This window comes from Salinarimonas ramus (assembly GCF_014645695.1).
Lineage (GTDB): Bacteria > Pseudomonadota > Alphaproteobacteria > Rhizobiales > Beijerinckiaceae > Salinarimonas > Salinarimonas ramus.
On sequence record NZ_BMMF01000003.1, the window covers coordinates 411,524 to 435,675 of the forward strand.

The following is a 24,152-nucleotide window of genomic DNA, read 5'->3' on the forward strand; positions in this document are numbered from 1 at the left end:
GATGACCGACAAGACTATCTCGGTGCTCGGCTGGGGTGCCCTCGCCGTCCTGCTCGTCGCGGCGGGTGCGCTGCTGCTGCCCGCCTGCGGCTTGCGGCTGGGGCCGATCGAGATGGCCTGGTGCGCGCCACCGGCGCGGGCCGCCGCGGCGACGCCGGAGGGGGACCTCGACGATCTGCTGCTGCAGGTTCAGGCGCTCGAGGATGCGCTCATCGCGCGTCCGATCTGCGATCCGCCGCCGGTGCGGCGCGCCGAGGCGCCTCCACCACTGGAGCCGGAGCCGGAGCCGGACCGACCGCAGATCGGCGATGATCTCGTTCTGCCCGACAACGAGGGCGACCTCTCGTTCCTCCAGGGATGCTGGGAATCGCCGCAGAACTCCAACATCATACAGGGTGGCACGAACATCCCGATTCGAGTTCGGTATTGCTTCACTGGATCCGATGGGAGTGGAACGGTCGAGATACTCAACTCGCGGGACGGCGACTGCCGCGGCCCCATGCAAGCCCGGCGCGAGGGAGACCGTCTTCTCATCGAATACGAGCGGGCGATCTGCGAGCGCAATGGTGCGGCCTTCGTTCCCGGCGTGATCGAGTGCCGCGAGGGAGCAAACCAGGCCACCTGCGACTTGATCGAAATCCGCGATGGGGTGCGAGAGCCGCGGAGCAACCAAGTCCGAGACACGACGCTTCGGCGCATCGATTGAGAGTCACCGGCGCGATGACGTGCGCGAGGACGCCGGTCGTGGGATCGCTGCGAGCGCTCCGAGCCCACCGACGAGGAGCGCGAGCGAAAAGCACCCGAAGCTCCAGGCCGACGACCAGCCGAACTCGCTGGAGATCGACGGCTCCAGCACCGCGAACGCATAGTACAGCGTGCCGTACGAGACGATCTGCGTCGGCCCCGAGCCGACGACGAGAGCCGCGTACGCCAGGCGGCTCGAGAAAGGCGCGCCGAAGCGCCGCACGTCATTCACGCGTCGATCTCCGCTGCGAGCCGATCAGCACGTCCCGCTCTACTGCTTGCTCTGCGACAGCTCGGTGACGTCGCGGGCGCGAGGGTCTCGGCCCGAGTCGGGACGGAGCGGACGGTCGCACGGCGGGGGGCCGTCCTCGCCGGGTCTCGAGAGCTCAAGCTCCGACCGTTCGGTAGCGGCGAAGACCCAGTCGCCAGAGCGCAGTACCCGCTGCAGCGGAGACGAGACCGACGATCAGAGCACTCGACGCGAGTACCGTCGTGGCGCCGTTCTCGATCGAAACGGCGAGGCCCAGTATGGGGTAGTAGTTCACGAAGGCGTAGGGAATGGCCACCGTGAGCACGAGCTGGACGGGTGAGGGATAGACCGAGATCGGGACGTCCACAGTGCGCCGCACGCCGTAGATCATGAGCTCGACGAGATCTCTCGATCCGGCGACCCAGAAGGCGATGCTGGCGAAGGCGAGCATGACGCCGCCTTGGATCAGCGTCCCGCCGACGATCGTGACCGACAGCCAGATCGCCGGCGACGGGCCGTTGCCCTCGTCGAGCAGCAGCAGCGCGTAGACGCACAGGGCGAAGGCGCCCACGGCTTTCACGGGCATCGACGGCTCGAAGCTGCGCGCCATGAGCAGGGTGAGCGGCCCGATCGGCCTCGCCAGGACGAGATCGAGCTCGCCCGATCGGATCAAGCCTTCGAGCGTGCGAGCGACGCCCCAGAGATAGGTGCCTGCGATGAAGTAGGTGACGAGGTTCAAGCCGTAGACGAGCATCATCTCCGCGAGAGCGAAGCCCCCGATCTCGCCGAACCGAGCGACGATGATCGCGAGCCCGATCGTCGCACAGACGTAGAATACGAGATTGCTCACCTGCTCGACGACGAAGTTGAAGCGATTCTGCAGCCGAGCCTGCAAGGCCAAGCTCGTCTGCGCGATCAGGAATGGCAGGTCGCGCATGCTAGCCCCCGTGAACGACCATCGCGGCGCGCGACCAGCGCCACGTGATCACCGCCACGGGCGTGGTCAAGCACAGCCAGAGCGCGAGCCCCGCGAAGTACCCGCCGATCTCCGCCCACCCGGCGAGCCCCAGCCAGACGGACAAGGGCGCGTGGAAGAGCAGGTGGAACGGCAGGACTTCCGCCAAGCCGCGCAGCGCATCGGGCAAGAACCACAACGGCACGAGTGCGCCGGAGAACAACGCCGTCACCCCTTGAAAGGCGTACTTCACCTGCGTGGTGTCGAGAAGCCGCAAGGCAGCGATGCCGACGCACCAGCCGATGAGCGTCGCGAGCAACCAGCCCCCGAGAACGAGAAGGACCGCCACCGCCACGCGGCCGGGTCCGGGAGCCGTGAATCCGAACAGGGCGCCGAGGACGACGACCGCGGGAAGCGCATGCACGGCGAAGCCGACCACGAACCGGGCGAACTCGCGCACGAGTACCGCCGACGGGAAGCCCGGCGGGCGCAGAACGTCGACGGCCGCCTGGCCACGGAGCACGCGATCGTTGATCGTATCGACGACCGAAAACTCGGCGAGGCTCACCAGTGCCGTGGCGAGCAGGACGTAGGTCACGATATCGATGCGCGAGAGATGTCCGCCATCGACGATCGTTCCTTCGGCGCCGACGAGGGCCGACCACAGGAATACCTGGCTGCCGGCGAGGAGCAGCTTGTGCGCGGCTCCGAGAAGAGCGAGCTTGCGATCCGCGAGATACGCCGCCGCCTCGATACGGAAGAGGGCGAGGAGGCTCGTCATGCGACGGCAACGCGCGCCGCGCCGTACAGATCGAGCAAGACGTCGCCTGTCGTCATGTCTCCGGGCGCCGCCGCCGAAATCTCGCAATCCGCACGGAGCCAAGCGAGCGCCTCTTCCCGTGTCGCCATGCCGGGGTCGATCGTCAGCACGATGCGGCTGCCGTCGCGCAGCATGGCGACGCCCGGCGGCGCCGTCTGCGGGGCCGGCGTGGCGGCGGTCGCCGGGACGGTACAGATCAGTCGCGTGCGCCGTGCCAGGCTCGCCTTCGCCGCGGCGATCGACCCCGCATAGGCGACCCTGCCGCCGCAGACGACGACTATACGCTCGCAGAGCGCGTCGATGTCGGCGACGTCGTGCGTCGTCAGCAGAACGCCCGTTCCCCAACGCAGGCTCGCGGCACGCAGGACGCGATGGAACGCGGCGCGTGCCTCCAGGTCGAGCCCCAACGTCGGTTCGTCGAGAAACAGAAGCCGCGGCCGGTGCACCATCGCCACGCACAGCTCCGCTCGCATCTTCTGCCCGAGGCTGAGCTGACGCACCGGCACATCGAGAAGGGAGCCGATCTCCAGCTCCTCGACGAGCGCCGCTTTCGTCTCCGCGAACTGCTTCTCCGGTACGCGATAGAGCGCCTTCGCAGCGGCGAGCGAATCCTGGAGCGGCAGCTCCCACCAAAGCTGCGTGCGCTGCCCGAAGACCGCACCGATGCGCCTCGTGAACCATCGGCGCTCGGCACGCGGCGAGCGCCCTTCGAAGGAGACTGTCCCGGACGTCGGATCGAGCACTCCCGTGAGCATCTTCAGGATCGTCGACTTCCCCGCCCCGTTGGGACCGAGCAACCCGACGATCTCGCCGGCCGACAGGGCGATGCTCACGCCGTCGACGGCGCGCATGGTCGTCCGGCGCGGCCTGACGAGGCCCCGCAAGGCTCCCGTCAGCCCGGGCTCGCGACGCGTCACCGTGTAGTCCTTCACGAGATCGACGGCAGTCAGCATGCGTGCCTCGCCCACGTCACGCCGGGCGACGCGACGGCGCGCCGATCGTGTCGAGAATGAAGGCGACCCGTTCGTCCACGCTCGCCAACGGCAGCGTCACCAGCCGGTATCCGGCCTCGCCGTAGACCCGGACCATCGCGTCGTGGGTCGCTCTGGCCAGCTCGAAGCTCTGCTTGCGCTCGGTGTCGCGCGCGTAGATCTCCTCCCAAGGCGGTGCGATGAAGGCCGTCGAATTGTATCGATACGTGCGCGCCGCCTCGTGAAAATGGGCGGGCACCTCCAAGCCGCAGACGGTGAGAAAGCCCATCGGATCGACGAGCCCGCGATCGAAGAACGTCGTGCGGGTGGGCTCCGCCTCGCAGAACGTGGCGAGACCGATGCCGAGCTCCAACTCCGCGAAATGGGACGGGTCGAGCCAAGGCAGGGCGCGCCCACCGACCCGTCGCTGCGTCTGGATGATCCTGCGGCCCGATTCGGGCATGCAGGCGAGGCCCCGCCGTCGCAGCGCCTCCATCAAGGTGGTCTTGCCCGCACCGGGGCCGCCGGTCAGAACGAAGAAGTCGTCACGTGTCACGATCATGAAGAGCCTCGAGCTGCTATAGCGTCCTTCGATTCGTCTCGGTACAGACCTTCCGTGTCGGGCTGATAGGTGTCGTGCAGGATCTGCTCGAGAAATTCCGAGAAGCGTGCCTGCAGGACCAGCCCGCGCCCGGGCTCGTATCGGAACAGGCCCGGGCAGATGCTCTCGTCGAGGCTGCTGTCGACGAAGAGTGCATACGAGAACCGATCGCGCCCCGACGTCGGGCGCGTGACCTGCTCGCGGACGCGGTGAGCGACGGCAGCGACGGAAATCTCCGTATCGCGGGTCAGGATCTCCATCGCACAACCGAAGTTCACGATGAAGGCTCCCGGGCGCGGGTCGACCGCGCGCCACTCGCCGCCCGAGGCAGACGATACGGCTGTTGCGCATGTCGGCGAGCGCGACGTGTCGCGCTCCGATCCGGCAGACATGCTCCGGATTCGCCAGGCGATCCGTGTTCGACGACGGGTCCTCGTAGACGCCGAAGCGCCAGAGCACCCTCCCGTCGCGGGCGATGCGCGCCGCGAGATGGGTGTCGCGATCGCACATGACGAAGGTGTTCTCGCAGATCGGTACGGCAGCGGAGGGGGCGAGCAGGCGCTGCTCGACGGCGATCCGCCGAGTCTCGCCGGTCGACGCGAGGAGGTGGAAGCCCGGCCCGCTGCGGTCCACGACGAGAAGCTCCTCACCCCATCGCGAGGCGTGGATCGGGGTGAGACCGGGGCAGAGCACGGCTTCGCTCGAGCCGTCGGTCGCCGAAAGGCGCACGATGTCCGAATAGGCAGGACGAGCCGCCAGGATCTCGCCCTCGCCGTCCGAATGCAGCTTGGCCACGCCGGGTACCGGCCACGTGTGCAGCTCGCGCCCGCTCGCGGCGTCCAGGAGCCTGACGAGCCCGAGCCGGGGATGCGATATCGCGAGCAGGCCGGGTGCCGGCGCGCAGCAACCTTCGATATGCTCGACTGGATGCTCCGGGATGCACGGCGCGCCGCGGTAGGCGAGGCCGAGCTCGATCTCGCCGTGAGGGCCGTAAGCCACCCATTCGCCCGCGACCCGCTCTTCGCACACACGGATCGCGTCGGGCGCCGCTCGCGCGCCAGCATTAGCGGACGGCGAAGACCACTGCGCTCTCATCGATTGCGTCTCAACGATAAGCAAGGCCGGCGCCGCGCTGCGACGCCCCGACCGCTGAGGGCCTGCTCGTCCTGGGAATGGGATGCGTCCGAGACCACTGTCTCGAGGCCACGATCGGATGATTTCACGCGAAAGACAGCTTGTCAACCCAAGGTCGCTAGCTGTCCTGCGCTGCTGTGGCGGACCCGGCTCCCGAAGAGGTACCTCACGCCGCGATCGCCGGCAGCGCCTCGAGAGCGGGACGGGCGAAGCGGTAGCCCTGCTGGAGCACGACGCCGAGCCGCGCGAGCGCTTCGCTCTCGGCGCGGGTCTCGATGCCCTCGGCGATGATCGTGACGCCGAGCTCGCGGGTGAGCGAGACGATGGAACGCACGATCGCGCGGCGCGCGGGATCGCCGTCGATATCGCGCACGAGCTGCATGTCGATCTTGATCGCGTCCGGCCGGAAGCGCGCGAGGAGCCCCAGCCCCGAATGGCCCGCACCGAAATCGTCGATCGCCGTCGTGAAGCCCATCGAGCGGTATTCCCGCACGATGTGGGCGAGATGGTCGTCGTCGGCGAGGCGCTCGGTCTCGCTGAGCTCGAACATCAGCCGATCGAGGGGGAAATCGTGCCGCTTCGCGGCCACCAGCGTGCGGCGGATGCAGGCGCGCGGCTCGTAGACGGCGTTGGGCAGGAAGTTGATGGACAGGAGCGCGCCGGTGTCGGCGAGGCCGAGCTCGGCGGCGAGCCCGATCGCCTTGACGCGACAGGCCTGGTCGAAGGCGTAGATCGCGTCGCATCCCACCGCGGCGATGACGGCGCCGGCGCCCGCCCCGTCGGTGCCGCGCACCAGCGCTTCGTAGGCGTAGGGGCGTCCGGTGTCGACGTTCACGATCGGCTGGAAGGCCATGGTGATGGCGAAGTCGCGGGCGGGCGAGGTCGCGCAGGCGATGCAGGCGTCGGCGCGGCCGGTGGTGGTGGTGGCGAGCGTTGCAGCGTGAGGCACAGCGGGGGCTCCTCGGTCGGTCTGATGCCGACTCTGCCGGGAAGGGGCCGCCGCTACGCGCTCTGCGTGCAGGGAGGCGACCCGCTGCCACTGTGCCCCAATAGTCTTGCGTCGTTCTTAAGATCGTTTCACAGCCGTCTGCATCCATGCAAGCGAGCGTCCGCCCTCCCGCGAGGAACCACTCGCTGCCGCACGCTCACCGAAAGCACTCGGCCACCTTCGCCACGATGGGCTCGACGCCGAAGCGCACGGGGTCCGTCGCCGGCAGCGCGTAGGTCGTGGCCAGGCGCGCGAGCTCGGCGCGGGCCTCGTCCTCGCCGAGCTTCTCCGTGTTGACGGCGATGCCCACGCAGCGGATCGCCGGGTTGGTGAGGCGCCCGAGCGACGTCGTCATGTGGATGACGTCGCCGATCGTCGGCAGCGGCGTGTTGACGCCCCGCATCGTGCGGCGCGTCGGCTCGTGGCAGACGACGAAGGCGTCGGGCTGGGCGCCGTGCAGGAGGCCCAGCGAGACGCCCGCGAAGGAGGGGTGGAAGAGCGAGCCCTGCCCCTCGATGAGGTCCCAATGGCTCTCCGCGGCGGCGGGCGAGATCCACTCGACGGCACCCGAGATGAAGTCCGCCACCACGGCGTCGATGGCGACGCCGCGCCCGGAGATGAACACGCCGGTCTGGCCCGTGGCCTTGAAGTCGGCGTCGAAGCCCGCCTCGCGCATGCCGGTCTCGAGGGCGAGCGCGGTGTACTTCTTGCCGACCGAGCAATCGGTGCCCACCGTCAAGAGGCGCATGCCGGCGCGCTTGTCGCCCTTGCCGGTGGCGAAGCGCTCGCTCGAATGGCGCACGTCGTGCAGCGCGCGGCCGTTGCGCGCCGCCGCCTCGGCGATGGCCGGGATCGAGCCGAGGCGCGTGTGCAGGCCCGCCGCCACGTCCATGCCGGCGTCGAGGGCGGCGACGATCTCCGAGACCCAATGGTCCGGCAGCACGCCGCCCGCGTTGACGACGCCGATGACGAGGGTCTTCGCGCCCGCCGCCGCGCCCTCCGCGATGCTCATGTCCGGCACCTTGGCGTCGGCGGCGCAGCCGGGCAGGCGCAGCTGGCCCACGACCCAGTCGCGGCGCCAGTCGACGATGCCGAGGCCCGTCTTGGCCGCGAGCGCGTCGCGCGCGTCGCCGAGGAAGAGCAGGTACGGGCGGGCGATTTCCATGGATGTCCTCTTCTCGTGCGGTTCGCGGCGCCGTCGCGCCGGGTGGTCGGGGCGCGTGCGGTCTCAATGCGCCATGAAGACGGGGATGGTGGCGTTGGCGAGGATGTGGCTCGTCGCGCCGCCGAAGATCATCTGCCGAATGCGGCTCTGGGTATAGGCGCCCTTGAACAGGAGGTCGCAGCCCACGCTCTCGGAATATTCGAGGATGGCCTCGCCGGCATTGCGCTTCTCGGGGCCGAGATGGACGTGCTCCACCGGCAGGCCGTGGCGCTGCAGCGAGCGCGCGAGCGCCTCGCCGGAGGGCCCCGGCACCATGCCGCTCTCCACGGTGAGCACGTGGACCCGCTTGGCGCGCGCGAGGAGCTCCATGCCCATGCCGATGACGTGCGCGGTCTCGGTGGAGCCGTTCCAGGCGATCACGATGGTCTCGCCGATCGTGTCGCGCGCCCGCGGCGGGGCGATGAGGGCCGGGCGACCGCCTTCGAAGAGCACGGATTCGAGCGTCGCCATCCGCGGGCCCGTGGCGCTCTGGGTGGGGCGGCCCACCACCGTGATGTCGAAGACGCGCGAATAGGCGCCCACGAACTCGTCGCCCGCCGGCGCGTCCGCGTGCCAGCGCCAGCGCGGACCGTCGGCGGGGCCGGCGTCGCGCAGGAGGCCTGCGGCGTCCATGAAGCGCTGGAAGGCGTCGCGCGCCTGCGCCTCCGCCTCCGCGTCGCCCCGCTCGTCGGCGGCCCAGGTGAGGCCCATCACCATGTCGACGGAGACGATCTCCGCGAGGGGAGGCCTGAGCGCGAAACCCTCCACGTAGCTGTCGAAGCGGCGCGCGAGCGCGATGGCCGTCTGCAGCGTCGCGTCCATCATGTCGTGCGGCGCGGTGGGTACGAGCACGGTCTTCATTACGAGGCCCCCTCGGTCCGGCGTCGCGGCGCCGGCCGTCCGCGGGCATTCTTCCCCTCAACCGGCCTTCGCCGCAACCGCCCTTTCGCGCGCGGCGCGCCTGTGCGCCTTCGCGCCGGCGGTTTCGCCGGCACCGTCGCCCGCCTGCTCGGCGAAAGCCACCTCGTAGACCGTTTCGAGCGCGGCGACGTGCGCGGGGAGGCTCGGCGGGTCCGCGCGGAAGGCGGCCTCGGCCGCCGCGCCGAGGCGCGACGCGAGATCCGGCTCCTGCGCGAGCCGGCGCAGACGGTCCGCCAGCGCATCGACGTCGCCGGCGGGCACGACCATGCCGGTCTCGCCGTCGCGAACCGCGTCGCGCGCCGCGCAGGCGTCGGACACGACGGCCGGCGTGCCGAGCGCCTGTGCCTCCAGCACGACGAGGGGCTGGCCCTCGTACCAGAGGGAGGGGAAGACGAGGGCGCGGGCCTGCGCCATCAGCTCGGAGACGCGCTCGGGCGGCTGCCAGCCGAGCATCTGCGCGTGCGGCGCCGCCTCGCGCACGGCCCCGGCCTCCGGCCCGTCTCCGACGAAGGCGACGGGAAGCCCGGCCTGCGCCGCCGCGCGGGCGAGGACGATCGCGCCCTTCTCCGGCGTGAGCCGGCCCACGAACAGGAAGGGCGCGTCCGCCGCGCGAGGCGACGGGGGCCCGTCCGGCGCGCGGACGTCGATGGGATTGCCGACCCTGTGGAGCCGGACATGCGCGGGCACGTGCGGCGCGATGGCGTCGCGATGCAGCGCGCTCAGCACGATCGCGTCCGGGCACGCCTCGAAGAGCCGCCCCACGCGGTGCGTCGCCGCGTGCCGGGCGAGGCGCATCAGCTTGAAGGGATAGGGCTTGGCGTCGCAGGCCCGCGCGATGCAGGCGCCCGACAGCGGCTTTCGCGTGCAGATCGCGCCCGCAGAGAAGTCGAAGAACGTGCCGTTGGGGCAGACGCTGAGGTAGTCGTGCAGCGTGACGACGCCCACCGTGTCCGCGTCCCGGATCGCGGCGAGGGCCGCGCCCGACAGGCTCTGGCCCCAGGAATGGACGTGCGCGATCGCGCCCGGCCCGGCCTCGGCGAGCGCCTGGGCCACGGCCCTCCCCGCTCGCGCGTTCCAGATCGCGTCGAGCCGGCCGCCGCCCTTCGGCGCGACGATGCGGGCCGCGATCCCAGCCGCGGCGAGCCGCGGGTCCGGCGTCCCGGAGCCGCCGACGCAGGTGACGCGGTGCCCGGCGGCGGCGAGGCCGAGCGCGCTCTCCACGGCGACGCGCGCGGACCCGCCGGTGACGGCGAGATGATCGGCGACGACGACGATGGGACGCGGCATGGCTCGGCTCCCGGCTCGGGCGGCGGCTTGGAACGAGCCTCTTCCTGGCACGCGAGCCTTGAAGATTGCGTTTCGCCGAGCCGCGGGAGAGCGGGCAAGCGAATCAGTTTCGATCCTTAGCCGGCTTCCTCGTCGACGACCGCCTTCGCGACGGCATAGGTGAAGCCCGCACGGGCGAGGCGTGCGAGGTCCTTCTCGCGGTTCTCCGCGCGTCCCGTGGTCCGGAACGGACCCAGCCGTCGGCGCCTGGCGAGCGCGAGCGCCGCCTCGCGCTCGGGATCGGCGTCGGGGTCGAGCTCGAGCCGATCTTCGGCGTGGCGCTCCAGCGCCTCCGCGACGGCATCCGCCGCGACACCCTTCGAGGCGAGCCGGGCGGCGATGGCGCGCTGCGAGCCGCCGCGGCGCCTCAGGCTCGCGACCCGCGCCTGCGCATACGCCTCGTCGTCGACGAGCCCCGCGCGCACGGCCCGCGCCACCGCCTCCTCCACGAGGGCGAGCGCGGCCTGCGGCTCCTCCTCCCTGAGCCGGCAGCGCCGCTCGACCTTGCGCGAGAGCACGCGGCGCAGGTTCTCGGCCGAGGAGGCGTAGCGCTCGAGATAGGCGAGCGCCATGCGGTCGAGGACGGCGGGCGTCACCGGCCGCGGCGGCTTTCTCGGCTTGGAGGGATCGGACGAGAAGGGCATCGACGTCAGACGTAGCGCCGGGCGGGCGGAGAGGCAAACCGGCCACCTCCATTGCCGGCTACCCGAATTCGCTCGCGAAACGTTGCATGGAGGAAACCTTTGCATCCCGCTCGCGCCTGCGCTTGCTAGGGCGCATGAACGACGATCATCCCCCGGTGACCACCATGGACACGACCGCCCTCACCCCCGCCGAGCCCGAGAAGGAGCCCGCGCCGCAACCCTCCCCGCCCCGGGAAATCGAGCTGAAGCTCGAGCTCGCCCCGGCGGACTGGAAGCGGCTCGCCCGCGCGCCCTTTCTCGCCGAGCCGCTCGCGGCCGCGGCGAAGGCGAAGCGCACCGAAGCCACCTATTTCGACACGCCGGACGGGCGCCTGCGAAAGGCCGGTGTGAGCCTGCGCCTGCGCCGCACCGGCGCCAAGACCGTGCAGACGGCGAAGGCCTCCGAAGGCGTCGCCGCCGGCCTGTTCGACCGCACGGAGGTCGAGGCCGAGACCGCCGGCGAGACGCCCGATCTCGCGCTCCTCGACGGGACGCCCTTCGAGGCGCTCTTCTCCAAGCGCAAAGTGCGCGAGGGGATCGCCCCGGCCTTCACCGTCTCCATGCGTCGGCGCACGCTGATCGTCACCGACGGCGGCTTCGTCGCCGAGATGGTGGTGGACGAGGGGTCCGTGACGGCGGGCGAGCGCAGCGAACCCGTCTGCGAGATCGAGCTCGAGCTGCGCGCGGGCGCGGCGGCGGATCTCTTCGCCTTCGCCCGGCGCATCGCCGAGAGCGTGCCGGCCCGCCTCGGCTTTCGCACGAAGTCCGATCGCGGCTACGCGCTCCTCGCCGGCGAGGCGTCGCGGGTCGTCAAGAAAATCGAGGTCGCGCTCGACCCCGCCATGTCGGCGGGCGCCGCCTTTCAGGCGATCGCGCGGGCGTGCCTCGCGCAGCTGGTCGCCAACGAGGAGGCGCTGCGATCGCTCGGCGCTCCCGGCGCGATCCACCAGTCCCGCGTGGCGCTGCGGCGCCTGCGCGCGGCGATCTCATTGTTCAAGATCGTGGTCGAGGACGAGCGCCGCCGCGCCGTGTCGGCGGAGCTGAAATGGATGGCGAACGCGCTCGGCGCCGCGCGCGACCTCGACGTCCAGATCGCCACCATGGTCGAGCCGGCGCGCGCGGCCGAGCCCGACGATCCGGACCTCGCCCATCTCGCCGCGGCCTTCGCCGCGCGGCGCGAGGCGGCGCTCGCGGACGCGCGCGAGGCCTCGCTCGGCGAGCGCTACCGCCTGATGCTCGTCGACACCGCCGCCTGGATCGAGGCCGGCGCCTGGCTCGAGGGCGAGCGCCCGCAGCGCGACGCGCCGGTCGCCGAATTCGCGGCGCGGCTCCTCAGGAAGAAGCGCAAGCGCATCGCCAGGGAGGGCGCGGACCTCGCCGCGCTCGACGCGGACACCCGCCACGAGGTGCGCATCGAGGTGAAGAAGCTGCGCTACGCCACCGAGTTCTTCGAGAGCGTCTTCGCGACGCCCCACGTCGCGGGCGAGACGGCGAAGGAGGCGCGCAAGCAGGCGAAGAAGGCCGCGCGCAAGGCGACCGCGCGGCACGCCGCCATGCTCTCGCTCCTCGAGACGCTGCAGGAGGATCTCGGCGCGCTCAACGACCTCGCGGTCGGCGCGCGGATGAGCGAGGGCTTCGACGCGAGCGACGAAGCGCTGGCGCGGGGCTTCGCCAAGCTCGCCCGCCCCGATGCCGAGGAGGCCTTCGAAGAGCACATGGCCGCCGCCGTGAAGGCCCATCGCAAGCTCGCGAATGCGAACCCGTTCTGGTCCGTCTGAGACGTTGAACGTCGACGGATGCGGCCCGGCCGGGCCGCATCCGAATCAGTCGATCACAGACCGCATTCCTGCCGGGCGCGGTTCACCGCCGCCGTGAAGCCGGAGAGGGAATAGACGTCGGTCGTGTCGTTGCCGCGCGCGGAGCGCACGCGCAGCTCGAAGGAGCGGCCGCGGATGAAGCCCTGCACCACGTCGTCCTCCTGCGCCGGGTCCTGGACCCAGGCGTTCTCGCCGCGCGTGACGAAGTTGAACGTCGTGCCGTCGATGACGCCGCTCGCCGTCTGCCCGTCCTGGGTCGGGAAGCCCATCACCGCGGCGACCTCGTTGGTCACGTTCTCGGAGGGGCGGAAGGAGACGAAGAGGTAGGCCGGGTCGCGATTGAGGCCCTCGGGCAGCCTGCGCGTGGGCTGCGACAACGCGTAGCAGAGCTTCGAGCCGTTCGCGTCGGTCGAGTAGGAGGCCCAGTCGCCCTCCCGCCCGAGGAGCGTCGCCTGCGCCTGCTGCGCGGCCGCCGGAGCCGGCGCCAGCCCGATGGCGGCGGCGCAAGCGACGAGGAGCGCGCACGCGGACGCATAGCGGCGGATCGATCGGGTCTTTCTCATGAAGCTCACCTTGGATCGCGGGGTTTCTCCGCCTTGCGGCGGGCTCGGCTTTCGCTGAGCACTAGATTGGCCAGAAATGGGCAAAAATACGTTAACCTTGCCTGAACGCCCGAAACAGCCGCAGGCGCATTGCCGGGCCCGTCGCGAGGCCTTAACACTGGTGAAGGCGGCGCGATAGCGCGGGGTTCGTCCTCGCGCACCGGCCACGCCACCGGAAAGGATCGAGGACGTCTTGCCCTCCCCGAGCGAGCACGAGGCGCTCATCGCCGCCGTCGCACAGGACCGCGACCGCGAGGCGTTCGCTCGCCTGTTCGACCATTACGCGCCCCGCCTCTCCGCCTATCTCCAGCGCCAGGGCGCCGACCAGGCGCTCGCCGAGGAGATCGTCCAGGACACGATGGTGACGCTCTGGCGCAAGGCGGCGCTCTTCGATCCGGCGAAGTCCTCCCTCACGACCTGGCTCTACCGCATCGCGCGCAATCGCCGCATCGACCTGATGCGGCGCGACCGCACGACGCTCGTCGAGCCGGAGAACCCCGTCTTCGACGTCGCCGACACCACGGATCTCGAGGGCGAGCTCGACGCGAGCCAGCGCGAGGCCGCGGTGCGCCTCGCCATGGAGAGCCTGCCGCAGGAGCAGCTCGTCCTCGTGCGCCTGGCGTTCTTCGACGCGCTCTCCCATTCCGAGATCGCCGAGCGCACGGGGCTTCCCCTCGGCACGGTGAAGTCGCGCATCCGCCTCGCCTTCACGCGTCTGCGCCGCACCCTGGAGAGCGGCGGCGTCGTGGAAGCCGAGTAACGCGGGTCGGCCGTCGCGCGCCCGCCTCGCGCATGCCAGCCTCACCCCCTCCGCAGGGCTCGCGGCTCGACCGGCGCGCGCCGAGCGCGTATGAGCCCCGCCACACACGCCAGACCCCGCTCTCGCGCCCGACGCTCAACGGAGGAGCCCGCGCATGCATCGCCTCAACGGCAAGGTCGCCCTCGTCACCGGCGCCGCCCGCGGCATCGGCGCCGCCATCGCCAAGGCCTTCGCCACGCAGGGCGCCTTCGTGCTCGTGACCGACATCGACGAGGCGGGCGCCGCCGCCCAGGCCGAGCAGCTCGGCGCCTGCGCCGCGCATACGCGCCTCGACGTGCGCGAGGAAGCCGACTGGATCGCGGCCATCGACAACCTGCTGGCCGCCCGCGGCAAGCTCGACGTGCTCGTCAACAATGCCGGCATCACCGGCTTCGAGGCGGGCATGGTGGCGCACGATCCCGAGAACGCCGCGCTCGCCGATTGGCGGGCGGTGCACGCGGTGAACCTCGACGGCGTCTTCCTGGGCTGCAAGCACGCGATCCGCGCCATGCGCCCGGCCGGCACCGGCTCGATCGTCAACATCGCCTCGCGCTCCGGGATGGTCGGCGTCCCGGGTGCCGCCGCCTACGCCTCCGCCAAGGCGGCCGTGCGCAACCACACGAAGTCGGTGGCGCTGCATTGCGCGGGCCAGGGGCTCGAGATCCGCTGCAACGCGATTCTCCCGGCCGCGATCATGACGCCGATGTGGGAGGCCGTCCTCGGCTCCGGCCCCGACCGCCCGGCCCGCGAGGCGGCGGCGCTCGCCGATTGCCCGATGAAGCGCTTCGGCCGCCCCGAGGAGGTCGCGGCGCTCGCCGTCATGCTCGCCTCCGACGAGGCCACCTACATGACCGGCGCCGAGCTCGTGCTCGACGGCGGCATCCTCGCCGGCGGCGCCACCCCGGCCCCGGCCGAGAGCTGACGCCCGCCTCCCTCCTTCCCTGTAGGGCAAGGTGGCTCGGCGCAGCCGAGACGGATGGGGTGCGCGGAACGCGCGTTCGGCGCAGCCGAATAGAAGGCGCTCACCCCAGCCGGATGTGCCCCACCTGCGAACGCTGCGCCTCGTCCAGCGCCTCGTCGTAGCCGGCATCGGCGTAGCGGATGACGCCGAGCGAGGTGTCGTTCGTCAGCGCGCGGTCGAGGCGGCCGTCCGCGGCGGGGGTGCCGTCGGCGATGACGGTGACGCCCGCGGACGTCATGAAGCCGGCATAGCCGCCCCCGCCCGAATGGATCGCGACGAGATCGGCGCCCGAGGAGCACAAGGCCATGGCGTCGAGGAGCGGCCAGTCGGCGACGGCGTCGGAGCCGTCCTTGAGGTTCTCCGTCATGATCCGCGGATGCGCCATCGACCCGGCGTCGAGATGGTCGCGCGAGAACGCCACCGGCCCCTTCAGCGTGCCGTCGGCGACGAGGCCGTTGACCGCGCGCGCGAGGCGCGTGCGCTCGCCGTGGCCGAGCCAGGCGATGCGCGCCGGCAGCCCCTCGAAGGGCACGTGCTCGCGGGCGAGCGCGATCCAGTTCGTGACGATGTGGTTGCCCGAGAAGGTCTCGAGCACGAGGTCGTCGATGACGCGGATGTCTTGCGGATCGCCCGAGATCGCCATCCAGCGGAAGGGCCCGATGGCCCGGCAGAAGAGCGGGCGCAGATAGGCTTCCGTGAAGATCGGGATGTCGTAGGCGTTGGCCACGCCGCCGTCGACGGCGTGGGAGCGGATCAGGTTGCCGTTGTCGAAGACCTCCGCGCCGCGCTCCTGGAAGGTCAGCATCGCGCGCACGTGCTCGACGATGGAGGCACGGCTCTCGCGCATCAGGCGGTCGGGGTCGCTCGTGCGCAGCGCCCGCACCTCCTCGAGGGAGAGCCCGCGCGGCACGTAGCCGTAGACGAGATCGTGCGCGGCTGTCTGGTCGGTGACGACGTCGGGCGTGACGCCGCGCCGGGCGATCTCCGGATAGACGTCCGCCGCGTTGGCGACGAGGCCCACCGAGAGCGGGCGCTTCTCGGCGGCGGCCGCCTGGACCATGGCGAGCGCCGTGTCGAGATCGGGCGCGATCTCCTCGAGATAGCCGATCTCCTTGCGCGTGCGCGCCCGGGCCGGATCGACGTCGACGCACAGGATCGCGGCCTTGGCCATGCGCCCCGCGAGCGGCTGAGAGCCTCCCATCCCGCCGAGCCCCGCGGTGAGGACGAAGCGCCCGGCGAGATCGCCGCCGAAGCGCTTCTCGGCGATCCGCATGAAGATCTCGTAGGTGCCCTGGATCACGCCCTGCGAGCCGATGTACTGCCAGCAGCCGGCCGTGAGGCCGCCCCAGGCGACGAGACCCTTCCGCTCCAGCTCGTAGAAGATCTCCGCCTTGGCCCATTGGCCCACGAGATTGCAGTTCGCCATGATGACGAGCGGCGCGTCGGCATGGGTCTTGAGGAGCCCCACCGGCTTGCCGGACTGGATGACGAGGGTCTGGTCCTCGTCCATGGCGATCAGCGTCTCGACGATGGCGCGGTGCGCGGGCCACGAGCGCGCCGCCTTGCCGAGGGCGGCGTAGACGATCAGCTCGTCGGGATTCTCCCCCACCGCGAGCACGTTCTCGAGGAGCCGCAGCAGCGCCTCCTGCCGCCAGCCCTTGGCGCGCAGCGCGGGACCGCCGGGGATCGGGAAGTTCGGATGGCGCGGGTTGGGGCTGGGCATGGCTCTACGGATCCTAGGCGAAGGAGCGGGTACGTGCGCGGGTCTCCCCTCTCCCTCGTGGAGAGGGTTCGGGGGTGTGAGGCGTCGAAGGATCGCGGACGATCTGCCAAGGACTCCGCCGACTGCATCGACGGCGTCTCCCGTCCTGCACGCCCCTCACCCCCAGCCCCTCTCCACGAGGGACAGGGGAGCAGGTCGCGCGTGCTCATCCGCTCGTCTCCAGCGCGTACTTGGCGATCTCGATGCCCATCGCCTTCTCCACGTGCGGGTACACCGCCGGGTCGAGGACGCTGGAGGCCAGCGGGATGACGGTCTTGGGCACGTGCAGCACGACGACGTCCATGCCCTCGTGCAGCTGGCCCACGGACAAAGGCTCGCCGTTCGGGTCGAGCGTCGTGATCACGTCCGGGAAGGTGGCCAGCCGCGTGCCGGCCGGGTCCTCCACCGCCATGTACTCGTTCATGACGTGGAGAACGCGGGCGTCGTCGCCCTCGCCCACGGTGACGGTGCCGATGTCGAAGGCCTCGTTGGTGTAGACGACCGCCTTTTTCGAGATGGTGCCGCGCGCGATGATGGCGCCCTTCGTCGTCTCGACGATGGCGTCGATCACCGCCGAGCCGCCCTTCCTCTCGGCGGCGAGGATCGCCTCGCCGAGCGTCAGCGCGAGCGAGATGCCGCCGAGCGCCGCGTTGGCGCGCACGTAGGACGCGCGCACGGGATTGCGGGCGGAGGCGATGAAGCCGCCGGACTGGTCGGAGGCCGTGCGCAGGATCGGCGAGACCTTGGCGGTGGCGCCGCGCACGACGAGCTCGATGTAGCGGTTCTCGGCACGATTGCCGCCCACCGCCGTCTGGATCATGGGCTCGGGGGAGCCGGCGAGCCCGATCGAGCCCATGTCGCCGGTGGGATGCGCGCGCACGTCTCCCACGGCGTCGACCACCTTCGTGCCGAGGATCGCGGAGGGGAGCCAGGCGTTGAGCGTCGAGGAGCGCCCGTTCTGGCCGACGATCAGCCCGGCGATGGGCGCGCCCAGCGCCTCCTGCAGCAGCTGGACCGCCTTCACGTAGTCGACGCCGCGCATCTCCCAGGGCGTAGTCGAGGCCGGCGCGCCGATGGCGGCTGCGGTGGCCACCCAATCGTCGGCGGCGAGCTCGTCGATGGAGACGAGCTCCGGCTTGCCGATGGAAACCGCGGCGTAGCCGAGCATGCGCCCGTGATCGGCCCAGCCGCCGCCGCCGGCGGCGTAGACGGAGCCGCCCTTCACGGCGGCCTCGACGTCCTTCTCGGTGAGGATGCGGCCCATGGCGTCAGGTCTCCGTAGTGGTCTGCAGGGATCGGTCGAGGCGCACGACGGCGTCGGTGAGGACCGCGGCGCCGAGCGCGATGTCGGCGATCTCGGCGCTCTCCTCGGGCGCGTGCGAGCGCCCGCCGGCGCAGGGCACGAAGATCATTCCCGCCTTGGCGATGCGCGCCATCCAGCCGGTGTCGTGCCCGGCGCCCGACGCCATCGGGCGGCGCGTGGCGCCGACCGCGTCCGCCGCGGCGGCGAGCGTCTCGACGACGAGGGGATCGAGGGGCGTCGGCATCGCGTCCGAGACCCGCGTCGGCTCCGCGATGGTCACGCCTTCCGCGGCGGCGACCTCCGCCGCGATGCTTGCGACGCGGGCGCAGAAAATCTCCATCGTCGCCCGGTTCTCGGCGCGCGCGTCGACGAGCATCCGCGCGCGGGACGGCACGATGTTGGCCGCACCCGGCTCGATCGTGAACTCGCCCACCGTCGCCGCGAAATGCTCGGGCGAGGCGGCGAGGCCGCGGGCGAGCGCGCGGATCTCGCCGACGATGCGCGAGGCGGCGACGAGGGCGTCGGCGCGCGCGCCCATGGGCGTCGTTCCGGCATGGTCGGCGCGACCATCCACCACGATCTCGAGGCGCGTGATGCCGGCGATGGCCGAGACGATTCCAATGTCGACGCGCTCGGCCTCGAGAACCGGGCCCTGCTCGATGTGGAGCTCGAGGAAGGCCTTCACGTCGCTGCGCGTCGCGCCCGCGAGCCGCGCGGCGTCGCCGCCGACCATGGCGATGCCTTCGGGCAGATCGCGGCCCTGCGCGTCGCGGCGCGCGAGCCAGGCCTCGGGCACGAGCCCGGCCATGCCGCGCGAGCCGACGCAGGAGACGCCGAAGATCGTCACCTCCTCGCCGAGGAAGTCGACCACCTCGAGATCGTGGTCGAGGGTGACGCCCGCGGCGTCGAGCGCCCGCGCCACCTCGAGCCCCGCGGCGACGCCGGCGATGCCGTCGTAGCGCCCGCCGGAGGGGACGGTGTCGGAATGCGAGCCGACCATGATGGCGCCGAGCCCCGGTCTCGCTCCGGCGCGGCGGCCGACGAGGTTGCCGGCGGCGTCGATGCGCGTCTCCAGGCCCGCCTCCCGCATGCGCGTCTCCAGGAAGGAGCGGCCTTCCAGGAACATCGGCGTGAAGGCCCGGCGCGTCCAGGGACGGTCCGGCTCGGTGAGGGCCGCGAGGCCGTCGATGTCGGCGGCGATGCGGGCGGGGTCGACGGGGAGGTTCGTCTTCATGCGCTCTGTTCTGCAGGGTTCGCGTGCGCGAGGATATGCGTGAGGGGCGGGCGCACGAAACGCCCGCGACCGGGATCGGCGACGTGCGTTCCGTCGAAGACCCGCGTGCCGCGCGACCACGTCGCCGCCACGCGATAGGGGAAGGTGAGGCCGTCGTAGGGCGACCAGCCCACCACGTTGTGGCCGGTCTTCGCCGCGTCGAAGACGATCGGCTCGGGGGTGAGCACGCAGATGTCGGCGTCGCGCCCCGGGGTCAGCGCGCCCTTGACGTGATCGATGCGGAAATGCCGCGCGGGGTTCTCCGCCATCAGCCGCGCCGCCCAGGTGAGCGGCACGCCGCGCTTCAAGGCACCCGCGACGAAGGCGGGCACCATGGCCTCGAGCCCCGGCACGCCCGACGCGTTGTCGAACATGTTCGCGTGCGTCTTGCGATCGAGCGACCAGGAGACGTGGTCCGTCGAGACGAGCCAGACGTTGCCCGCCGCCACCTGCCGCCACAGGCCCTCGCGCTCCGCGCCGGAGCGGATCGGCGGGTTGGCCTTGCCGCGTCCGCCGAGACGGGGCATGTCCTCCTCCTCGGCGAGCACGAGATAGTGGATCAGGCACTCGGCGGTGGCTTCGAACCCTTGTGCACGATAGCTCGCCGCGAGGTCGTAGCCGCGGGCGAGGGAGCAATGCACCACGTGGGCCGGGCAGCCGGTGGCGGCGCCGGTCTCGTAGATCTGCGCCATGGCGAGGAGCTCGGTCAGCGGCGGGCGCGAGAGGCCGTGGGCGCGCCAATCGGTGATGCCGGCGGCCTTGGTGCTCGCGATCCCGGCCTGGACCGATTCGTCGTCCTCGTTGTGGACGCCCGCCGCGAGCCCGGTCTTCGCCACGGCGGCGAAGCACTCCGCCAGCAGCGGCGGCGCGATGCGCGGGAAGCGCGTCGGGTGCGTGCCGAAGGTCGAGAACTTGAAGGCGCACACGCCCGCCTCGACCTGCTCGGGAATGCGCACGGCGCCCTCCGCGGGGTCCACCGTGCCGTAGAGCGCGAAATCGACCCGCGCCTCCCGCGCCGCGTCCTGCGCCTTCGCGGTCACCTGGGCCGCGTTGTTGACGACGGCACCCTCGTCGTAGGGCATGTCGACGAGCGTCGTCACGCCCCCCGCCGCCGCCGAGCGCGTCGACCAGGCGAAGCCCTCCTGGCCCTTCTGCGAGAGCGAATGCGTCTGCGCGTCGATCGCGCCCGGCAGGATCAGCGCCGCCCCCAGCGCGTGCCGCTCCCGCGCCGCGGGCGCGACGCCCTCGCCGATCGCGGCGATGGTCTCCCCGCGCACGGCGACCCAGCCGGGCGAGAGGATGCGGTGCGGCAGCACCACGATGCCGGAGAGGACGAGATCGAAATCGGACATGGCGTGTCGGCTCCGGTTCAGGACGATGCGCGGTGTGGAGCGTCGGTGACGTTCGGGCGGGTGAGCATGTGCTCCGGGCACGGCATCGACGGCGTGCCTCTTCCTGCACGCCCCTCACCCCCAGCCCCTCTCCACGAGGGAGAGGGGAGCGCGTCGAGCATGATCGTTCTCGCGTGGATCATGTCAGCAGCTCCGGGCAGCGTTCCGCGAGGCGGGCGTAGATCGTGGCCATGACGTCGTCGATTGCCGTGAGCACCTCCGAATTGGGGAAGCGTATCACCTGGTAGCCCTGTGCTTCGAGGGTCCTCGTGCGTGCGGCGTCGTAGGCGAGCGCTTCATCGGTGGTGTGCTGCCCGCCGTCGACCTCGATGACCAACCGAGCCTTCAGGCAGCAGAAGTCCACGATGTAGGGTCCGAGCGGGACCTGCCGGCGAAAGGAGGACCCGTTGAGCGGGATGCGCTTGCGCAGATGCCACCACAGACGTTTCTCCGCTTCGGTCGGCTGCCTGCGCATCGCTCGCGCGAGCGTGCGCGACCGGCTCCGCGGGGCCGCCTCGGGATCATCCCGATACCGCGTGGGCATGATTCTCTCCGTGTGAGATCGAGCGTTGCCGCCGAAGAAGGCCGCGCGGGTCTCCCCTCTCCCTCGTGGAGAGGGGTCGGGGGTGTGGGGCGTCGAAGGCTCTCGGATGATCTGCCAAGGGCTGCTCGGACGGCATCGGCGGCGTGCCCCGTCCTGCACGCCCCTCACCCCCAGCCCCTCTCCACGAGGGAGAGGGGAGCGGGTCGCGCCCCTCGATCGACCTTCCCTCGCTCATGCGGTTCGCCCCATCCTGCGCGCCAGCGCGCGCTCCAGCCACAGGAAGGCGTCGTAGATGAGCACGGCCAGCGCGCCCACGACGAGGCCGCCCTGGAGGATGTAGGCGACGTTGTTGGTCAGGAGCCCCGCGATGATCACCTCGCCCAGCGTCGAGGCCGCCACCGTGGAGCCGATCGTGGCGGTGGCGAGCGCGATCACCGTGGAGAGGCGGATGCCGGCGAGGATCACCGGGAGGGCGAGGGGCAGCTCCACCTGGACGAGGCGCTGGCGCTGCGTCATGCCCATGCCCGTCGCCGCCTCGCGGACGGCCGGCTGCACGTTGGTGAGGCCCGTGAGCGCGTTCTCGAAGATCGGCAGGAGCCCGTAGAGAAAGAGCGCGACGAAGGTCGGCGCCGCGCCGAAGCCGAGCGCGGGGACCGCCAGCGCGAGGACGGCGATCGGCGGGAAGGTCTGGCCGATATTGGCGATGGAGCGCGACAAAGGCAGGAATTCCGCGCCGAACGGCCGCGTCACCACGATGGCGAGGCCCACCGACACGATCGTCGCGGCGACCACCGCCGCGGCGACGAGGCCGAGATGGTTCATCGCGAGCGCCAGCATGTCGGCCTGCGTGTAGATCGCCGGCGCGCCGCGCTCGGTGAGCGGCGCGAAGACCGGCGTGAAGGCTTCCGGCGCCACGAGGAAGGCGAGGAGGATCGCGAGCGCGATCGCGCGAACGACGAGGCCTGCGCTCATGACGGCCTCGCCGCCTGCTTCGCCAGGCCCTGCAGGCGCACGCGCCCGACGATGGCGCCGTCGCGCGCCACCGGCGCCGCCTCGCGGCCGGACCAGAGGAGCTCGGCATAGGCGTCGCGCGCCGAGAGCCCGGCGTCGAGGGGCGCGCCCGCCGCCTCCCCCGGCTCGGCGAGATCCGCGACGCGCACGAGGGAGAGCAGCCGGAACGGGCGCTCCGGCGCGCCGATCAGCTCCTTCACGAAGGGCGTCGCCGGCTTGGCGATGATGTCGGCGGGCTTGGAATATTGCAGCAGCTTGCCCGCATCCATGACGGCGATGCGGTGGCCGAGCCGGATCGCCTCCTCCATGTCGTGGGTGACGAGGACGATCGTCGTGCCGAAGCGCGCCTGGATGGCGAGGAGGTCCTCCTGCGCCTTGGCGCGGATGATCGGGTCGAGGGCGCCGTAGGGCTCGTCCATGAGCAGGATGTTCGGCTCGGCCGCCAGCGCGCGGGCGACGCCGATGCGCTGCTGCTGGCCGCCGGAGAGCTCGTGGGGCATGCGCTCGCGAAAGGCGGCGGGGTCGAGCTGGAAGAGGTCGAGCAGCTCGTCGACGCGGTTGGCGATGCGCTTCTGGTCCCAGCCGAGCAGCCCCGGAACGGTGGCGATGTTCTGCGCCACCGTGCGGTGGGGAAACAGCCCGTGGCCCTGGATCGCGTAGCCGATGCGCCGGCGCAGCTCGTAGGCCGGGAGCGCGCGGTTGTCCTCCCCGTCGATGCGCACGGCGCCGGAGGTCGGCTCCACCAGCCGGTTGATGGTGCGCATGAGCGTCGTCTTGCCGGAGCCCGACGTGCCGACGATGACGGCGATGGTGCCCGACGGCACCGTCATCGAGACGGCGTCGACGACGGTCTGCGTGCCGTAGACCTTGGTGACGGCATCGATCTCGATCATGCGTGCGCCTCCCTGACGCCCGGGCGTTCGCTCATCTCGACGAGGGCGTCGAGGACGATGGCGGCGGCGACCGCGAGAACGACGGTGGGGACCGCGCCGAGCAGGACGAGGTCCATCGCCGTCTGGCCGATGCCCTGGAACACGAAGACGCCGAGCCCGCCGCCGCCGATGAGCGCGGCGATGGTGGCGAGCCCGATGTTCTGCACGAGCACGATGCGGATGCCGGTGAGGATCACCGGGAAGGCGAGCGGCAATTCCACCTGCGCGAGGCGCTGGCGGTCCGTCATGCCCATGCCGGTCGCTGCGTCCACCGTCTGGCGCGGCACGCCGTCGAGGCCGACCACCGTGTTCGAGACGACGGGCAGCAGCGAATAGGCGTAGAGCGCGACGAGGGCGGGCGCCGCCCCGATGCCGGCGATGCCGATGGCGGAGGCGCCCGGAACGTTCGCCGCGATCCAGGCCATCGGCGCGATGAGGAGGCCGAACAGCGCGATCGAGGGGATCGTCTGCACGATGTTGAGCACGTTGAGCACCGGCCCGCGCAGCCCCGGCGCGCGGGTGAGCGCGATGCCGATGGGCACGCCGCTCGCGGTGGCGAGCGCCAGCGACCCGAAGGCGAGGAGCACGTGCGTGCCCGCCTCGCGCCAGAAGGCGCCCGAGCGGTTGGCGTATTCCTTCAGGATCGACAGGTCGTTCCAGAGCCCGGAGACCAGGATGGCGCCGAGGATCGCGGCCGCGACGGCGAGCCCCGCGAGGCGCTTGCCCGGCGAGAGCGCGAGCCGCGAGAGCGCGTCCGCCATCATCAGCGCGAAGGCGAAGAGGAGGAGCCAGAAGCCGGAGCCCGGCGAGACGCGCGCGAAGGTGTTGCCCTCGGGCGTGAGGAACGTCCCCGCTCGCCCCACGGCCACCAGCAGCGCGCAGAGCACGCCGACGCTGGCCGCGAGCTTCACGCGGATCGGCATGCGCAGGAGGGCGACGCCGCCGCCCGCGACGACCAGGGCGAGGAGCGCCCACGCCTCCGCGGGCGCGAGCGCCTCGAGCAGGCTACGAGGCTCGCCCAGCACGATGCGGTTGGCGCGGAAGGTGGCGAAGGGCAGGAGGAACGCCCCCGCCGCGACGAGGACGGCGAGGATCACGCCGAGCTTGTCGAGGGCGACGCGCCCGCCCGTCGCGGCGGTGGAGATGCCCTGCGCCATCGT

24 protein-coding genes are annotated in these 24,152 nt (G+C 71.4%); 4 read left to right on the forward strand and 20 right to left on the reverse strand.

Features of this window, described 5'->3' with window-relative positions; genetic code table 11:
• The first annotated feature begins 1 nt into the window (after position 1).
• Positions 2-706 carry a hypothetical protein gene (locus tag IEX89_RS06510; protein ID WP_188910861.1) on the forward strand — a complete coding sequence of 235 codons (705 nt, stop codon included), beginning with the start codon at positions 2-4 and terminating at the stop codon, positions 704-706.
• A 3-nt stretch (positions 707-709) separates the two neighbouring features.
• Here IEX89_RS06510 and IEX89_RS06515 read toward each other — a convergent pair whose 3' ends face one another.
• From IEX89_RS06515 to IEX89_RS06560, 11 genes are all read right to left on the reverse strand, one after another.
• On the reverse strand, positions 710-976 hold the full coding sequence (locus tag IEX89_RS06515) for a hypothetical protein (protein WP_188910863.1): 267 nt from the start codon (positions 974-976) through the stop codon (positions 710-712).
• A gap of 154 nt (positions 977-1,130) precedes the next feature.
• Positions 1,131-1,931 (reverse strand): ABC transporter permease, encoded by an 801-nt coding sequence (locus IEX89_RS06520; protein WP_188910865.1) that lies wholly within the window; start codon positions 1,929-1,931, stop codon positions 1,131-1,133.
• Between the two features lies 1 nt (position 1,932).
• Positions 1,933-2,730 carry an ABC-2 family transporter protein gene (locus IEX89_RS06525; RefSeq protein WP_188910868.1) on the reverse strand — a complete coding sequence of 266 codons (798 nt, stop codon included), beginning with the start codon at positions 2,728-2,730 and terminating at the stop codon, positions 1,933-1,935.
• Positions 2,727-3,620, reverse strand: coding sequence for an ABC transporter ATP-binding protein (locus IEX89_RS06530; RefSeq protein WP_188910870.1), 894 nt, complete (start codon positions 3,618-3,620; stop codon positions 2,727-2,729). The genes IEX89_RS06525 and IEX89_RS06530 overlap by 4 nt, the downstream gene beginning before the upstream one ends.
• Positions 3,621-3,738: 118 nt before the next feature.
• Positions 3,739-4,302: an AAA family ATPase gene (locus IEX89_RS24745; protein WP_188911014.1), complete on the reverse strand. Its 564-nt coding sequence runs from the start codon at positions 4,300-4,302 to the stop codon at positions 3,739-3,741.
• Positions 4,299-5,405 (reverse strand): 2OG-Fe(II) oxygenase family protein, encoded by a 1,107-nt coding sequence (locus IEX89_RS24750; protein WP_373290555.1) that lies wholly within the window; start codon positions 5,403-5,405, stop codon positions 4,299-4,301. The genes IEX89_RS24745 and IEX89_RS24750 overlap by 4 nt, the downstream gene beginning before the upstream one ends.
• Positions 5,406-5,641: 236 nt before the next feature.
• Positions 5,642-6,424, reverse strand: coding sequence for an EAL domain-containing protein (locus tag IEX89_RS06540; protein ID WP_373290556.1), 783 nt, complete (start codon positions 6,422-6,424; stop codon positions 5,642-5,644).
• Between the two features lie 196 nt (positions 6,425-6,620).
• Positions 6,621-7,628, reverse strand: a complete 1,008-nt coding sequence (gene dgcN / locus IEX89_RS06545; RefSeq protein WP_188910872.1) for an N-acetyltransferase DgcN — start codon at positions 7,626-7,628, stop codon at positions 6,621-6,623.
• A 63-nt stretch (positions 7,629-7,691) separates the two neighbouring features.
• Positions 7,692-8,528, reverse strand: coding sequence for a universal stress protein (locus IEX89_RS06550; RefSeq protein WP_188910874.1), 837 nt, complete (start codon positions 8,526-8,528; stop codon positions 7,692-7,694).
• 57 nt (positions 8,529-8,585) lie between these two features.
• On the reverse strand, positions 8,586-9,875 hold the full coding sequence (locus IEX89_RS06555) for a glycosyltransferase family 4 protein (RefSeq protein WP_188910875.1): 1,290 nt from the start codon (positions 9,873-9,875) through the stop codon (positions 8,586-8,588).
• A gap of 116 nt (positions 9,876-9,991) precedes the next feature.
• Positions 9,992-10,510 (reverse strand): regulatory protein RecX, encoded by a 519-nt coding sequence (locus IEX89_RS06560; RefSeq protein WP_244645120.1) that lies wholly within the window; start codon positions 10,508-10,510, stop codon positions 9,992-9,994.
• A 212-nt stretch (positions 10,511-10,722) separates the two neighbouring features.
• Here IEX89_RS06560 and IEX89_RS06565 point away from each other — a divergent pair, with 212 nt between their 5' ends.
• The gene (locus IEX89_RS06565; protein WP_188910880.1) at positions 10,723-12,375 is read left to right on the forward strand and encodes a CYTH and CHAD domain-containing protein; all 1,653 of its coding nucleotides are present in this window, start codon (positions 10,723-10,725) and stop codon (positions 12,373-12,375) included.
• 53 nt (positions 12,376-12,428) lie between these two features.
• On the opposite strand, the gene IEX89_RS06570 is transcribed toward IEX89_RS06565, so the two are convergent.
• Positions 12,429-12,977 (reverse strand): invasion associated locus B family protein, encoded by a 549-nt coding sequence (locus IEX89_RS06570; RefSeq protein WP_188910882.1) that lies wholly within the window; start codon positions 12,975-12,977, stop codon positions 12,429-12,431.
• 232 nt (positions 12,978-13,209) lie between these two features.
• Between IEX89_RS06570 and IEX89_RS06575 the strand changes: the two genes are divergently transcribed.
• Complete coding sequence (locus tag IEX89_RS06575) at positions 13,210-13,776, forward strand: sigma-70 family RNA polymerase sigma factor (protein WP_188910884.1); 567 nt, start codon at positions 13,210-13,212, stop codon at positions 13,774-13,776.
• Positions 13,777-13,930: 154 nt separating this feature from the next.
• On the forward strand, positions 13,931-14,737 hold the full coding sequence (locus tag IEX89_RS06580; RefSeq protein WP_188910886.1) for a glucose 1-dehydrogenase: 807 nt from the start codon (positions 13,931-13,933) through the stop codon (positions 14,735-14,737).
• Positions 14,738-14,837: 100 nt separating this feature from the next.
• On the opposite strand, the gene ertB is transcribed toward IEX89_RS06580, so the two are convergent.
• The 8 genes from ertB to IEX89_RS06620 all read right to left on the reverse strand — a co-directional run bounded on the left by ertB (position 14,838) and on the right by IEX89_RS06620 (position 24,149).
• Positions 14,838-16,499 carry a thiourocanate hydratase gene (gene ertB, locus IEX89_RS06585; protein ID WP_188910888.1) on the reverse strand — a complete coding sequence of 554 codons (1,662 nt, stop codon included), beginning with the start codon at positions 16,497-16,499 and terminating at the stop codon, positions 14,838-14,840.
• Positions 16,500-16,704: 205 nt separating this feature from the next.
• Positions 16,705-17,802: a thiohydantoin desulfurase gene (ertC, locus tag IEX89_RS06590; protein ID WP_188910890.1), complete on the reverse strand. Its 1,098-nt coding sequence runs from the start codon at positions 17,800-17,802 to the stop codon at positions 16,705-16,707.
• Between the two features lie 4 nt (positions 17,803-17,806).
• Positions 17,807-19,075, reverse strand: a complete 1,269-nt coding sequence (locus IEX89_RS06595) for a Zn-dependent hydrolase (RefSeq protein ID WP_188910892.1) — start codon at positions 19,073-19,075, stop codon at positions 17,807-17,809.
• On the reverse strand, positions 19,072-20,466 hold the full coding sequence (gene ertD, locus IEX89_RS06600) for a hydantoin-5-propionate amidohydrolase (protein ID WP_188910901.1): 1,395 nt from the start codon (positions 20,464-20,466) through the stop codon (positions 19,072-19,074). The genes IEX89_RS06595 and ertD overlap by 4 nt, the downstream gene beginning before the upstream one ends.
• 178 nt (positions 20,467-20,644) lie before the next feature.
• Positions 20,645-21,049, reverse strand: coding sequence for an endonuclease domain-containing protein (locus IEX89_RS06605; protein ID WP_188910903.1), 405 nt, complete (start codon positions 21,047-21,049; stop codon positions 20,645-20,647).
• A 231-nt stretch (positions 21,050-21,280) separates the two neighbouring features.
• Positions 21,281-22,021 carry an ABC transporter permease gene (locus tag IEX89_RS06610; protein WP_188910905.1) on the reverse strand — a complete coding sequence of 247 codons (741 nt, stop codon included), beginning with the start codon at positions 22,019-22,021 and terminating at the stop codon, positions 21,281-21,283.
• Positions 22,018-22,953 carry an ABC transporter ATP-binding protein gene (locus IEX89_RS06615; RefSeq protein ID WP_188910907.1) on the reverse strand — a complete coding sequence of 312 codons (936 nt, stop codon included), beginning with the start codon at positions 22,951-22,953 and terminating at the stop codon, positions 22,018-22,020. Before IEX89_RS06615 ends, IEX89_RS06610 begins: the two co-directional genes overlap by 4 nt.
• Positions 22,950-24,149 carry an ABC transporter permease gene (locus tag IEX89_RS06620; protein WP_188910909.1) on the reverse strand — a complete coding sequence of 400 codons (1,200 nt, stop codon included), beginning with the start codon at positions 24,147-24,149 and terminating at the stop codon, positions 22,950-22,952. Before IEX89_RS06620 ends, IEX89_RS06615 begins: the two co-directional genes overlap by 4 nt.
• Between the last annotated feature and the right edge of the window lie 3 nt (positions 24,150-24,152).

Bases quoted from the DNA above. Each gene is read 5' to 3' on its own strand.
- IEX89_RS06510 (WP_188910861.1), top strand. From the start codon at position 2: ATGACCGACAAGACTATCTCGGTGCTCGGCTGGGGTGCCCTCGCCGTC.
- IEX89_RS06520 (WP_188910865.1), bottom strand. From the start codon at position 1,931: ATGCGCGACCTGCCATTCCTGATCGCGCAGACGAGCTTGGCCTTGCAG.
- IEX89_RS06525 (WP_188910868.1), bottom strand. From the start codon at position 2,730: ATGACGAGCCTCCTCGCCCTCTTCCGTATCGAGGCGGCGGCGTATCTC.
- IEX89_RS06530 (WP_188910870.1), bottom strand. From the start codon at position 3,620: ATGCGCGCCGTCGACGGCGTGAGCATCGCCCTGTCGGCCGGCGAGATC.
- IEX89_RS24745 (WP_188911014.1), bottom strand. From the start codon at position 4,302: ATGATCGTGACACGTGACGACTTCTTCGTTCTGACCGGCGGCCCCGGT.
- IEX89_RS24750 (WP_373290555.1), bottom strand. From the start codon at position 5,405: ATGCTGGCGCGCGAGCGGCGCCCGACGCGATCCGTGTGTGCGAAGAGC.
- dgcN (WP_188910872.1), bottom strand. From the start codon at position 7,628: ATGGAAATCGCCCGCCCGTACCTGCTCTTCCTCGGCGACGCGCGCGAC.
- IEX89_RS06550 (WP_188910874.1), bottom strand. From the start codon at position 8,528: ATGAAGACCGTGCTCGTACCCACCGCGCCGCACGACATGATGGACGCG.
- IEX89_RS06555 (WP_188910875.1), bottom strand. From the start codon at position 9,875: ATGCCGCGTCCCATCGTCGTCGTCGCCGATCATCTCGCCGTCACCGGC.
- IEX89_RS06565 (WP_188910880.1), top strand. From the start codon at position 10,723: ATGGACACGACCGCCCTCACCCCCGCCGAGCCCGAGAAGGAGCCCGCG.
- IEX89_RS06570 (WP_188910882.1), bottom strand. From the start codon at position 12,977: ATGAGAAAGACCCGATCGATCCGCCGCTATGCGTCCGCGTGCGCGCTC.
- IEX89_RS06580 (WP_188910886.1), top strand. From the start codon at position 13,931: ATGCATCGCCTCAACGGCAAGGTCGCCCTCGTCACCGGCGCCGCCCGC.
- ertB (WP_188910888.1), bottom strand. From the start codon at position 16,499: ATGCCCAGCCCCAACCCGCGCCATCCGAACTTCCCGATCCCCGGCGGT.
- ertC (WP_188910890.1), bottom strand. From the start codon at position 17,802: ATGGGCCGCATCCTCACCGAGAAGGACGTCGAGGCCGCCGTGAAGGGC.
- IEX89_RS06595 (WP_188910892.1), bottom strand. From the start codon at position 19,075: ATGAAGACGAACCTCCCCGTCGACCCCGCCCGCATCGCCGCCGACATC.
- ertD (WP_188910901.1), bottom strand. From the start codon at position 20,466: ATGTCCGATTTCGATCTCGTCCTCTCCGGCATCGTGGTGCTGCCGCAC.
- IEX89_RS06605 (WP_188910903.1), bottom strand. From the start codon at position 21,049: ATGCCCACGCGGTATCGGGATGATCCCGAGGCGGCCCCGCGGAGCCGG.
- IEX89_RS06610 (WP_188910905.1), bottom strand. From the start codon at position 22,021: ATGAGCGCAGGCCTCGTCGTTCGCGCGATCGCGCTCGCGATCCTCCTC.
- IEX89_RS06615 (WP_188910907.1), bottom strand. From the start codon at position 22,953: ATGATCGAGATCGATGCCGTCACCAAGGTCTACGGCACGCAGACCGTC.
- IEX89_RS06620 (WP_188910909.1), bottom strand. From the start codon at position 24,149: ATGGCGCAGGGCATCTCCACCGCCGCGACGGGCGGGCGCGTCGCCCTC.